The organism is Pseudomonas sp. SK (assembly GCF_012975065.1).
Classification (GTDB): domain Bacteria; phylum Pseudomonadota; class Gammaproteobacteria; order Pseudomonadales; family Pseudomonadaceae; genus Aquipseudomonas; species Aquipseudomonas anuradhapurensis.
Genome location: NZ_CP051857.1, coordinates 2512196 through 2524603 on the forward strand (window position 1 = coordinate 2512196; position 12408 = coordinate 2524603).

Sequence of the window (12408 nt, forward strand, 5' to 3'; positions counted from 1 at the left end):
TCAGGCGTGGCGATCCGCTTGCCCAGTTGCAGTGGATCGCCAGTTGATACTGCTAGACGGTCGAACCGGTTTTGCTCACGGTAGGTGCCCTGCGCAGGTTATACGCCCCCCAGGCCAGGCCTAACAGTGCCGCCAGCACCGAGGCGGAAAGCACGCCAAGTTTGGCCGCCGCCAGCGCGCCTGGCTCGGCGAAGGCAAGATTGGCAATGAAGATCGACATGGTAAAACCGATGCCGGCCAGCAACCCGATCAAGAAAATGCTGCGCCAGCCTACTTCGGCGGGAAGCGCGCACCAGCCCAAGCGCACCATCAGCCAACTGACGCCGACGATGCCCAAGGGTTTGCCAGCTACCAGGGCGACAGTGACGGCGATCATTACCCATTGCGGGGCCTCGGCAGACAGATCGACACCCGAGAGATTTACCCCGGCGTTGGCCAAGGCAAACACAGGCATGATGCCGAAAGCTACCCAGGGATGCAGGGTACCTTGCATGCGCACCACCGGCGGCACCAGTTCACGCTGGGCCAAGCGCAGCCGTTTCAACGGGTCCATGAGGTCGCTGGCATCCCGCTCTGGCGCCCTGGCGCGTCCCAGCAGTTCTCCGGTAAAGCGGGTAACTGCATCCAGCGGGCGCTCGCGCATCGGCATTGCGGCTACAGGCGTCATCAGGCCCAACACAACGCCGGCGAGGGTCGGGTGGGCTCCGGTCAACAAGACACCCAGCCAAGTGATTGCGCCAGGAATGATATAGGCGTAGGCAGCACCCACACCGATCTTCTGGAGCCCGATCACCATCAGCAGGCCGATCACTGCAACGCCGAAACCGCTGTAATCCAGGCCACCTGAATAGAAGAACGCGATGATCAGCACTGCGATGATGTCATCGATGATCGCCAGGGCCAGCAGGAACACGCGGACGTTGGACGGGATCGACTTGCCGAGCAGCGCCAGAACCCCTACCGCAAAGGCGATATCCGTAGCCGTCGGGACGGCCCAACCTTGTTGTTCTGCCGATGCGTGGCCAAAACCCAGATAGAGGAGGGCGGGCACGGCGACACCGCCGACGGCGGCTGCCATGGGTAGCGTGGCTTGACGCAGGCTGGACAGTGCGCCCTCGTGGATTTCACGACGGATCTCCATGCCGACGACCAGGAAGAAGATGGTCATCAAGCCATCGTTGATCCAGAAATGCAGGGACTGTGAATAGACCAGCGAGCCAACACCGATCGTCAACGGCGTGTGCCAAAGGCTGTCGTAGCTGTCGGCAGCTGGAGAGTTCGCCCAGATCAGTGCGGCCACAGCGGCAAGCAGTAGGACAATGCCGCTGACTGCTTCAATGTGGACGAAGCGTTCAAGGTTGGCGAAGGCACGCTCGGCCAGTTGCTGGGCGCGAGGCAATTCCTTTTTTTGCATAGGCGCAAGTACTCCCGCATGGCGGCCCGACCTGCGCTGTTCTTTAACCTGCCTCTCTGCACCGTGCAGTTGGCACCCATCCGGTAGTCTACCGAACAAACACCGTCAGATGAACGAAAAGTGCCAAACCTGATGTTTCGCAGCGCAGCGTGAACACGCGGTGGGCGTCGGCTTCGACGATGACCGTGGCGCTGGGCATCGTGGTCAAGGTTCGTTTCCGGTGCGCGCTTAAAGACTATCCGGATCGCCGAAGAACATCTGTATCCGCGAGCGCAACCAGCGCTCCGCCGGATCATTGTCCTGGGCCCCGCGCCAGGCCATGTGCAGTTCGAAACTGCGCACCTCCAGCGGCAAATCTTCCGCCCGCAGCCCACCCGCTGCGGTCAGCGCATCAGCCGTGTAGTCCGGCACCGTGGCCACGATATCGGTGCCCGCCAGCAAACTCCCCAGGCCATTGAACTGCGGCACCGCCAGCACCACATGGCGCTTGCGGCCAATTTCCTCCAGGGCTTCGTCGATGAACCCCGACAGGTCACCGGCGAACGACACCAGCGCGTGCGGCCGGGCACAGAAGTCGTCCAGGGTAATGGCGCCGGGGACGCTGTCGGCGCGCAACAGCTTGGGCATGCTGCGGCGCAGCACCTTGCGCTTGGCGTTGGCGGGCAGCTCGCTGGTGTAGCTGACCCCCACCGAGATCTCGCCCGAAGCCAGCAGCGTCGGCATCAGCAGGTAGTTGACCCGGCGCACCACCAGCACGATGCCCGGCGCTTCGGCACGGATACGCTTGAGCAACTGCGGCAGCAGGGCGAATTCGGCGTCGTCCGACAGGCCGATGCGGAACACCGCGTTGCTGGTCGCCGGGTCGAATTCGGCAGCGCGGCTGACCGCGGTGGAGATCGAGTCCAGCGCCGGGGACAGCAGGGCGAAGATCTCATGCGCCCTGGCCGAGGGTTCCATGCTGCGGCCGGTGCGCACGAACAGCGGGTCGTCGAACAGGTTGCGCAGGCGCGACAGCGCCGCGCTGATCGCCGGCTGGCCGAGGAACAGTTTTTCCGCGGCACGGGTCACGCTGCGCTCATGCATCAGCGTTTCGAACACAATCAGCAGGTTGAGGTCTACGCGACGCAGGTCGTTTCGATTCATCGGGGCGCTTCGCCTGAAAGGGTGCAGGGGTGAATCTTAAGGCCAAAGGCTGGTACCCTGCACGGGTTTACGGGGGCCAATCGCAAGGAAAGTCAGGTGCCCAATCGATGACAAGCATGTCGACTATTAATGACCACTGATGGTCTAACCGGTAAAGCCCGGATAGAGTTCGTGGTAATTAGAGGTTCACAATGGCGAGGTATGCGATGTCCCGCATGATCCGTTTCCACAAGTTCGGCGCTGCCGATGTGCTCCGCTGCGAGGAGCAGGCCGAACCGTCACCCGCTGCCGACGAGGTGCAGATCCGCGTCGAAGCGATTGGCGTCAGTTGGTATGACGTGCTCTGGCGGCAGAACCTGGCTCCGTCCCAGGCACGCCTGCCGGCGGGGATCGGCCACGAGATGGCCGGGGTGGTGACGGCGGTCGGCGAAGGCGTCGAAGACATCGCGGTAGGCGACCGGGTGGCCAGTTTCCCGGCCACCAGTGCCAACGACCACCCGGTGTATGGCGATGTCATCGTCCTGCCACGCACTGCCATTACCCGCTACCCGGATGTACTCACGCCGATCGAGGCCAGCGTGCACTACACGCCGCTGCTGATCGCCTATTTCGCCTACGTCGACCTGGCCCGGGCCAAAGCCGGGCAGACCGCGCTGGTCACCGATGCCAGCCATTGCGCGGGCCCGGCCTTCGTGCAACTGGGCAAGGCCCTGGGCTTGAAAGTGTTTGCCGCTACCAAGGAAGCGGAACAGCGTGAGTACCTGCTGGGCCTGGGCGCCGACAAGGTGATCGTCACCGAAGAACAGGATTTGCTGCTGCAGGTTGGCAAGTACACCGACGGCCGTGGCGTGGACATGGTCCTCGACGGCATGGGCGGGCCGCAGATGTCATTGCTGGGCGATGTCCTGGCTCCGCGTGGAAGCCTGGTGCTGTATGGCCTGCAAGGCGGCAACCAGACGCCGTTCCCGGCCTGTGCGGCGTTCCAGAAGAACATCCAGTTCTATGTGCATTGCATCGGTAACTTCACCGGCAAGCCGGAGCTGGGTATCAGCCAGGACCAGGTCGCGCTGCAGCGCGCCCTGCGCGATATCAACCAGTTCACTGCCGACCAGCTGCTGACACCGCAGATCATCAAGGTGTACCCCTTCGAGCAGGTGGTGGAGGCGCACCGCTACATGGACCAATGCCCGTGCGGTGGGCGTGTGGTGTTGGATATGGGGCGCCACTGACACTGACGGTTGTTCGATGGTCGGAAAACCCGGGGCTGCCCCCGGGTTTTTTTGTGCCTCGAAAAATGCCTGATAGGTAAAAACCAGAAGTTACTTACAATACTGCGCGAATCGGACTACATGTCTGCGGTGGTTTTCCTGCTCTATCGAAATATTTCGGCATGTTTTTCGCCTTGTATTGTATTTACACCGCAGTCAATGTGATTTTTCATTTTTTCTGAATGGTTTTTATACGCTGATCTGTATCTTCCATTCGCTTTGCATCGCTCGATAATGGCCCAATGATAGTTTGCGCAAGGAATGTGGGATGAGCAGGGCTATGCACAAGCCAGGGCGGTTTTTGCCAGCGCCGCGCAGTCGCAGGGCTGCATTTTTCTCGATGGCCTGGCGACAGCGAATAGTTACGTCATTACTTCCTTTCGTTTGTAGGAAATATCTTCGGGAAAGGTCGAGACACGTGTTCGAGCAGGGTGTTGTTCGGCATGCATCGGCTGTTTGAAGTTGATGAGGTGACTCCGTGACGGCTATTCACGACCAGGCAATGCACTATATCTACCAGCAAGTGCTCGAGCGTTTGCTGAACCACATGTCCAAGGCCCAGCGTGCCTCTCTGCAGTTGCTGATACAGCGCTTGCTGGTCGCTGCAGGCGGGCCCGAATACATTGGCACTCTCCGCCTGCTGGTATTGCAGGGCAGCGACCGTCGCAGTGCCCGGCTGCTGGCCATGCTGCGTGCCGCGCAATTGAGCATTGCCTTGCGTGCACCGGTCACGTTCCAGTTACGGGTGCTGGTGGTCAGCTTGCCTGCCGCCGACAGCGCTACGCTGCAAGACCATGAGCGCAGCTTCAGCGCGCTGTTCCTGCAGGACGACCCGCGGGTGCAGCTCCAGATGATCGAGGGGCGCGAAGTAGTGCCGTTCAGTCGCCAGCCCTCGGCAGCGTACGAACGGCGGCTGCAAGCGCGGGATGCCCTGCTGATATTTGGCCACCTGGTCGATGCCAGGCCCGAAGCCCTGTTGGGTAGCCGCCTGCACCTGGAGCTGGCGGATGCCGTGGGCGCCGCGCTGCAGGCCCAGGCACCTGCCGACATACTGGTTACTGCCGTCCCGGCGCACCTGCGCCGGCGCTACCTGGCCTGGGCCCGGCGCAGCCTGCGCCTCGCAGGAGCGCAGGGCCCGCACCGGGGCCATCAGTGCCTGGCGACGCTGAGCCAGGGGCTGGGCTGGCTGCACGGTAGCGTCGGCGGGGCACTCGAACCCCAGGGCGAGGCGACAGCGGGCGTGGCGGCCGAGGATGCGCCCGTGCGGATGTTTGTCATCGATGACTTGCTGCCGCATTTGCTCGAAGGGCAACAACTCGACCTCATGCTCGGCTGTGGCTTCGCCGCCGCTCAGGATACCTGGGCGCTGGCGGCGTTCATCGACCCATCGGCCTTGGCCCAATTGCACGAACTGCGCGCCCGCAGCCTGGAGCCCCAGGCCGGTCGGCCAGCGCTACGCCTGGCCGGCAAGCCAGGCGGCAGCCGGCCCGCCGATGCACAGCAGATGCAGTTTGGCAAAGCCTACGGTATCAACCAGACCCAACTGGTGTGCGTCCTGTTCAGCCCGTTTGCCAGGCAGGGGAAGAACCTCGAGCGGTTCCTGCAGTGCCGGCATGCCGACATGCTGGTGGCGTTGCCGTACCTGCACCGTGCCCTGCAGGGCAAAACCTGCCCAGAGGCGGTCAAGGACTGGCTGGTGAACACCAGTGGCCTACCGCTGGCGCAATTGCGGGCGATCTATGACGGGCGCTTGCGCCTGGCGGCCTGGCGCCTGATGAGCAACCTGGCGCAACGCGATATCCATTTGCGCTGGTTGCCGCCCGGCGCGGCAGGGCGGCGGCGCGGTGCGGCAGGGCAGCCCTGATGAAAACGCGGGCCGTACGGGGCGAGTTTGCCTATCGCAAGGTGTACCGCTACCTGATAGCGCTGATCGACGAAGCACCTGGCGCAAGCCCATGCCGCTTGCCGTCGCTGCGAGCGCTGTCGCGCCGGCTGCGAGTATCGTTGGCCACCGTGCAGAGCGCCTACAACCTGCTGGAGGAGGAGGGCCGGGTTCGCTGCCTGCCAAGATCGGGATACTTCATCCACGAGGCTGCCAAGGGCGAGGCCGTGAGCATGCCCGCGCAGGCCCCCTTGCCTGCGCAGCCAAGCCTCGAGCGTGCCCTGTTCAACCACGAGCGGCGCCTGGCGCGCCAGCGCACGCACAGTGCCAGCGCCTGGGCGGAACTCGGCAGCGCCCGCCTGCGCCATGCGCTGGCACAGCGCTATACCCGCTCCTCCAGCCTGTACTGGCGTGCCGAGGATGTGCAACTGGCCCCGGATGTCCCGACGCTATTGGAGACACTGCTGGCTGCGCTGGCCTTGCGAGGGGGAACCGTGCTGGTGCATGCGCCCTGTTGCCCACAAGTGCTGTGCGCCCTGGCGCGTGCCAGCATGCGCGTGCTGGACGTGCCGGCAGACCCGCATGGCAACCCCGACTTGCGCGCCGTGGCCCGGCTGCTGGGGAGCGAGCCGGTGTGCATGATGGTCATGCCGTCGTGCCTTGGCATGCCGCAAGGGCGCCTGGTGGCGCCGTACTACCAGCGCCAGCTTGGCCAGTTGTTGGCCCGCCACCCGGTATGGCTGCTGGAGAACGACCTGGACAGCGAGCACTGCTACAGCGGGCCGCCGACCCAGCGCCTGCGTGACTGGGTCGATCCACGCTGGCTGCTGGTGATGGGGGCGTGCGAAGCGGTAGTCGGGGCCGAGGCACCCTACGCCTATGTCCTGGCCCAGGATGCGGTATTGGCCGGTACGTTCGCCGAGCGTGCGTTTCGGCTTGCGCCACTGCGCCTGCAGGCGCTGGCGCAAATGCTTGGCAGACGGGAGATAGAGGCACAGCTGGTACGCTTGCGCTCAGACCTGCAGAGGCGCGCACTGTGCCTGGCACACGCGCTGGAGCTGCAGTTCGGCACGCGGGTGGTGCTGGAAATGCCTGAGGGGGGCCAGGCACTCTGGGTGCGTTTTCGCCAGCCGTTGGTGTGGGAGGGGATCGCCGCGGCCTTGGCGGGTTCGGCACTGCATGCGCTACCCGGCGGGCAGTTCAGCCAGCAGGGGCAGTATCAGCAGTATCTGGCGTTGGTGTGGGTGGGGGAGCAGACGGAGGCCTTGCACCAGGCTGTGGAGCGCCTGGCCCAGGCACTGGAGCTGCGTTGCGGGCGGCCCGCCAGCATTGTGGGTTGAACACGGCACGACCCACGGCACTTGCCAGGCGGGCTGATCTGTATGTATAACCAGTATCCACTCCAGCCGCCTGACCCCATTTCCAGTGATCGCCCATTCCGTCGATGACCCGTTCTACTACCTGCACAATTTCCGCCAGGTGCTGCTGTGGGTCGAACAACGCTACGCAGACCTGCTTGACGACCAGGAACTGGCTTTCATCCGCACCTTCAGGCAACTGGCCGCCCCGGCGCAGGCGCTGATGGTGCGCATGGTCATGCGCAAAGGCGAGCTGTTTCGCAGCGACCGCCTCGACTATGCCGAGATCGGCGACACCGGCCAGGCGCTGCAGCCGTTGCTGGCCCTCGGCTGGGTGCAGGAACCTGCACACCTGGCGCTGGAGCAGCTGTTCGCCTTGTTGCGCAAGGACGAGCTTGCCCGCTGTCTTGCCCGCTACCTGAGCCACCCGCGCGCTGCCAAGCAGCAGTTGCTGGCCCAACTGCAACCGCTGGGCCTGGAGCCCCGGCCATTGGCCGAGTGGTGCCCGGGCAGCGACCTGCGCATCTTGCAGTGGTGCCTGCAACCGCTGTGCGACCGCATGCGCCTGCTGTTTTTCGGCAACCTGTATCAGGACTGGTCGGACTTCGTCCTCGCCGATCTTGGCCTGTTGCGCTACGAACAGGTGCCGTTCAGCACCGATTCGCGTGCCTTGCAGCAACGCGCCGAGGTCGACCTGGCCATGGCCCTGCATCATTGTGCCGAACGCCTGGACCAAGGCGACGACCCAAGCGCGATCCTCGCGACCCTGCACGGCCTGCACAGCGACAACCCATGGCTGGCCCGGCGTTATGCGCGCCTGCAATTTGCCTTGGGCCAGCAGTGCGAGCGCCAAGGCGACTGGGCGCAGGCAATGGCCGTCTACGCCCAGTGCAGCCATGCCCAGGCGCGCATCCGCCAGGTGCGGGTGCTCGAGCGCAGCGAGCAATGGCCCCAGGCGCATGCCCTGGCACTGCAACTGGCGGCGGCACCGGCCAACGCGCTGGAAGTGCAGGCGCTGGAGCGCATGCTGCCACGCCTGGCCCGCAAGCTCGGAGGCCCACCACAACCGCGCCAGCGTGCGGCCGCCCTGGAGCTGATCGAACTGGAGCTGCCACGCGAACACGCCGCGCTGGGCGTGGAGGAGGCCGTGCGGCAACACCTGGCCGAAGCGGATGGGCCGATGCATTACGTGGAGAACACGCTGTTCAACAGCCTGTTCGGCCTGCTGTGCTGGGAAGCGATCTTCGCCCCGGTGCCCGGCGCGTTCTTCAACCCGTTCCAGGCGGCGCCCCAGGACTTGCATGACAGCGACTTCCAGCACCGCCGCAGTGCACAATTCGAGCGTTGTCTGGGGCGGCTCGACGACGGCAGCCATCACCAGGCCATTCTCGACTGCTACGCCACCAAGCAGGGCCTGCAGTCGCCGTTCGTGTTCTGGTCCATGCTCAGCGAGACGCTGCTGCAACAGGCGCTGGCCTGCCTGCCCGCGGCGCACTTGAAGCAGTGTTTCCTGCGCCTGTTGCAGGACATCCGCAACAACCGCGCCGGCATGCCCGACCTGATCCAGTTCTGGCCTGGGCAGGGCCGCTACCGCATGGTCGAGGTCAAGGGGCCGGGCGACCGCCTGCAGGATAACCAGCTACGCTGGCTGGAATTCTGCCGGGCCCACGGGCTGCCCGTCGCGGTGTGCCATGTGCGCTGGAGCGAAACACCGTGAGCTACAGCGTGGCGGTGCGTGCCCTGTGCGAATTCAGCGCCAAGGTCGGCGACCTGGACCTGCGTTTCACGCCATCGCCTACCGCCCAGGAGGGGATCGAGGGGCATCGGCGGGTGGTGGCACGGCGCGCGGCGGGCTACGAGTCGGAAATCACCCTCGAGGGCCAGCTCGAAACCCTGAAGGTGCGTGGCCGTGCCGATGGCTACGACCCCGCCTGCAATCGCCTGGAAGAAATCAAGACCCACCGTGGCGACCTCGCGCGCCAGCCGGCCAACCATCGCCAGTTGCACTGGGCGCAGGCCAAGGTCTATGGCTGGTTGATGTGCCAGGCACGGCAACTGCCGGCCATCGAGGTGGCGCTGGTGTACCTGGACGTGGACAGCGACGGCCAGACGCTGTTCAGCGAGCACTGTACCGCCAGCGAACTGCAGGCCTTCTTCGAAACCCAGTGCCAGCGCTTCCTGGCCTGGGCACAACGGCAGGAGCAGCGCCTGGCCGAGCGTAACCGTGGCCTGCAGGCATTGGCCTTTCCGTATCCGGCGTTTCGCCAGGGCCAGCGGCAACTGGCGGAAACCCTGTACAAGGCGGTGAGCACCGGCCGTTGCCTGATGGCGCAGGCCAGCACCGGCATCGGCAAAACCCTCGGTACGTTGTTCCCGCTGCTCAAGGCCATGGCGCCGCAGCGCCTGGACAAGCTGTTCTTCCTGACCGCCAAGACGCCAGGCCGGGCCCTGGCCCTCGATGCCATGCGCCAGATCACCGACGCCACGCCGCAACCGGCCTTGCGCACCCTGGAACTGATTGCCCGCGACAAGGCCTGCGAATACCCCGACAAGGCCTGCCATGGCGAGTCCTGCCCATTGGCTGCGGGCTTCTACGACCGCCTGCCTGCCGCTCGCGAAGCGGCAGGCGCGTTGCCGTTGCTGGACCGCGTGCAGCTGCGTGAGGTGGCTTTGGCGCACCAGGTGTGCCCGTATTACCTGGGCCAGGAAATGGCACGCTGGGTAGACGTGCTGGTGGCGGACTACAACTACTACTTCGATGCCTATGCCTTGTTGTTCGGCCTGACCCAGGTCAACCAGTGGCAGGTCGCGGTGCTGGTGGACGAGGCGCACAACCTGGTCGAGCGCGGGCGTGGCATGTACAGCGCCAGCCTCGACCAGGGCCAGCTGCTGGCCCTGCGCCAGAGCAAGCCAGCCGGGCTGGTCGGTGCACTGGACCGCCTGAACCGGCAGTGGAACGCGCTCTACAAGGAACAGCGGGCGCCTTACCAGGCCAGCGAGTCGCTGCCGGAAGGCCTGCTGCGTGCCTTGCAGCAGTGCATCGGGCTGATCCAGGAACAGATGAACCAGGCGCCTGCGCAAATCGACCCGCAGGTCCTGCAGTTCTTCTACCAGGCCCTGCAGTTCAGCCGCGTCGCCGAGCTGTTCGACGAGCACTTCCTGTTCGACATCAGCCAGCGCCAGGGGCCACGCCAGCGGCGGCTGGCTACCCTGAGCCTGCGCAACGTCACTCCGGCGCGGCTGTTGGCCCCGCGCATGCAGGCGGCGCGCAGCGTGACGCTGTTTTCGGCGACGCTGAGCCCACGGCATTTCTACAGCGACCTGCTGGGCATGCCGGCGGATACCGCCTGGCTGGAAGTGGCGGCGCCGTTTCGCGCCGAACAGCTGCAAGTGCGCATCGCCAGCCAGGTGTCCACCCGCTACCAGCAACGCCAGGCCTCGCTGGCGCCGATCGTCCAGCTGATTGCCGAGCAGTATGCGCGAATGCCCGGTAACTACCTGGCTTTCTTCAGCAGTTTCGAGTACCTGCAGCAGGTGGCCGGGCTGTTGGCCGAGCAGCATGCGCAGATTCCCTTGTGGTGCCAGGAGCCCGGCATGGACGAAGCCGCCCGCCAAGGCTTCCTCGACCGCTTTGTGGCGGATGGCCGTGGCGTCGGTTTTGCAGTCCTGGGCGGCGCTTTCGGCGAGGGCGTGGATTTGCCGGGCACGCGGTTGATCGGTGCGTTCGTCGCCACGCTCGGGCTGCCCCAGGTGAACCCGGTCAACGAGCAGTTCAAGCAGCGCCTGGGGCGGCAGTTTGGTGCGGGGTTCGATTACGCCTATCTCTACCCGGGCGTGCGCAAGGTCATCCAGGCGGCAGGCCGGGTTATCCGCGGTGATCAGGACCGTGGCGTACTGGTGCTGATCGACGAACGCTTCGCCGAACCCCGGGTGCAGCAGATGTTCCCGGGGTGGTGGCCAGTGGCCGAACAGCTGGGCGCAGGTTAACCCGGCATGCCATCGGCACGTGGCCGCAGCAGGATAGGCAGGTAGTGTTGCAGGAACAACAACAAGGCCAGGCTCCAGCACAGCGCCGCAAGGCTCACCCCCAACGGCGTGAACACTGCCAGCAGCACCCGTGCCAGCGTCGCCAGCTGCATCAGGGCAAACGCCCAGGCAACGCGTTTCGGTACCTGCAGCGGCCTGCCGGTATGGCCCAGGCTGACCCGTGCCATCATTGCCAGGATCAGCCCGCTCATGGCCCCGACAGTCAAGGCATGGGTGACCAGGCTGGGGTTCAGCGCTACCCCTGCATGCCATAGCGCCATGCCCAGGCAGGCAATGGCCAGCCAGGCATAGGCCAGGTGCAGCGACCACAGCAGAGGTACCCGCCACAGGCCGCGATCATGCCACTGCAGCAGGCGGGTGGCCTGCAGCGCAAACAAGGTGCCGAACAGCAGTGCCAGGCCGATATTCGGCGTGTCGGCCAGGCCCGCGACGAAGGCCAGCGGTACCGCCACGCTCAGCAGCAGGCAGGCCCGATCCTGCCAGGGGCGGGCAGGGGCCGGGGTCATGTTGCCCAACCCGCGCCGGGTGAAGAACGGGATGACTCGCCCGCCCAGCATGGTCATCATGGCGGCCACCAGCCACAAGCCGGCGAACACTCCCCGCCGTTGCCACAGCTCGTCCTGGCGCAGCCAGCCGGCCAGGGTCAGCCACTGGCAAGCGGCAATCAGCAGCACCAGGCCGACGATGGGATAGTTGTTGCGCAAGCGCCGTTGCACGATTGGCCGTGCCAGGGCCAACGCCACCAGGGGCAGAAAGCTCCCTTCGATCAGCACCAGCAAGCTGCCCGGCAGCGCTACAAACCAACTCGCGCGGCCCAGCAGCCACAGCAGGAACAGGCCTTGTAACGCACGCCCACGCAGGCCCGGGATGCCGCTCCAGTTCTGCACCGCAGTCAGCAGGAAGCCGGCGATGATGGCTGCGGCGAAGCCGTAGAGCATCTCGTGGCGATGCCAGGCCAGCATGCCGCCGGCGGGTGTAGGGGCAATGACGCCGGCAAGTACCCCGGCCCACAGCAGCACGGCGAGCAGGGCAAACAGGCTGCCGCCGAGAAACAATGGGCGAAAACCCAGGCCCCAGACGGCCTGGCGTGGGCGTGAATCGATCGGTTGCACGAGCATGGGCGGACCTGGATTCGTGAGTGGGCTTCAATTGCGGTAAGATCACGAACCGTGCCAGCTGTAAAGCCCTTGTATATCAAGGTGATGGCACCTCTCTGGGTCCAAATGACTTGCGTACAGCGCAGTCATACCGACTCGCTGGTATGTCGTTTTGACTTGCTTCAAGGTCTGGCCGGTG

Annotated in this window: 8 protein-coding genes; 5 read left to right on the forward strand and 3 right to left on the reverse strand. The window is 65.0% G+C overall.

The window, feature by feature from the left end; all coding sequences use genetic code 11:
• Positions 1-52: 52 nt before the first annotated feature.
• Complete coding sequence (gene nhaA, locus HG549_RS11670) at positions 53-1414, reverse strand: Na+/H+ antiporter NhaA (RefSeq protein WP_170034155.1); 1362 nt, start codon at positions 1412-1414, stop codon at positions 53-55.
• 228 nt (positions 1415-1642) lie between these two features.
• Positions 1643-2557, reverse strand: a complete 915-nt coding sequence (locus HG549_RS11675; RefSeq protein WP_112249302.1) for a LysR family transcriptional regulator — start codon at positions 2555-2557, stop codon at positions 1643-1645.
• Between the two features lie 206 nt (positions 2558-2763).
• Here HG549_RS11675 and HG549_RS11680 point away from each other — a divergent pair, with 206 nt between their 5' ends.
• The 5 genes from HG549_RS11680 to HG549_RS11700 all read left to right on the forward strand — a co-directional run bounded on the left by HG549_RS11680 (position 2764) and on the right by HG549_RS11700 (position 11052).
• Positions 2764-3786, forward strand: a complete 1023-nt coding sequence (locus HG549_RS11680; protein WP_170029643.1) for a zinc-dependent alcohol dehydrogenase family protein — start codon at positions 2764-2766, stop codon at positions 3784-3786.
• A gap of 517 nt (positions 3787-4303) precedes the next feature.
• Positions 4304-5689, forward strand: a complete 1386-nt coding sequence (locus tag HG549_RS11685; RefSeq protein WP_170029644.1) for a hypothetical protein — start codon at positions 4304-4306, stop codon at positions 5687-5689.
• Complete coding sequence (locus HG549_RS11690) at positions 5689-7047, forward strand: GntR family transcriptional regulator (RefSeq protein WP_170029645.1); 1359 nt, start codon at positions 5689-5691, stop codon at positions 7045-7047. The genes HG549_RS11685 and HG549_RS11690 overlap by 1 nt, the downstream gene beginning before the upstream one ends.
• A gap of 85 nt (positions 7048-7132) precedes the next feature.
• Entirely contained in the window at positions 7133-8782 is a 1650-nt protein-coding gene (locus HG549_RS11695) for a VRR-NUC domain-containing protein (RefSeq protein WP_170029646.1), read from the forward strand.
• On the forward strand, positions 8779-11052 hold the full coding sequence (locus tag HG549_RS11700) for an ATP-dependent DNA helicase (RefSeq protein WP_170029647.1): 2274 nt from the start codon (positions 8779-8781) through the stop codon (positions 11050-11052). Before HG549_RS11695 ends, HG549_RS11700 begins: the two co-directional genes overlap by 4 nt.
• Here the strand turns inward: HG549_RS11700 and HG549_RS11705 are convergent.
• Positions 11049-12230, reverse strand: coding sequence for an NnrS family protein (locus HG549_RS11705; RefSeq protein WP_170029648.1), 1182 nt, complete (start codon positions 12228-12230; stop codon positions 11049-11051). The genes HG549_RS11700 and HG549_RS11705 overlap by 4 nt on opposite strands.
• Positions 12231-12408 lie beyond the last annotated feature (178 nt).

Excerpts from the sequence above, each read along its gene's own strand:
- nhaA (WP_170034155.1), bottom strand. The coding sequence starts at position 1,414 with ATGCAAAAAAAGGAATTGCCTCGCGCCCAGCAACTGGCCGAGCGTGCC.
- HG549_RS11705 (WP_170029648.1), bottom strand. The coding sequence starts at position 12,230 with ATGCTCGTGCAACCGATCGATTCACGCCCACGCCAGGCCGTCTGGGGC.
- HG549_RS11690 (WP_170029645.1), top strand. The coding sequence starts at position 5,689 with ATGAAAACGCGGGCCGTACGGGGCGAGTTTGCCTATCGCAAGGTGTAC.
- HG549_RS11675 (WP_112249302.1), bottom strand. The coding sequence starts at position 2,557 with ATGAATCGAAACGACCTGCGTCGCGTAGACCTCAACCTGCTGATTGTG.
- HG549_RS11680 (WP_170029643.1), top strand. The coding sequence starts at position 2,764 with ATGTCCCGCATGATCCGTTTCCACAAGTTCGGCGCTGCCGATGTGCTC.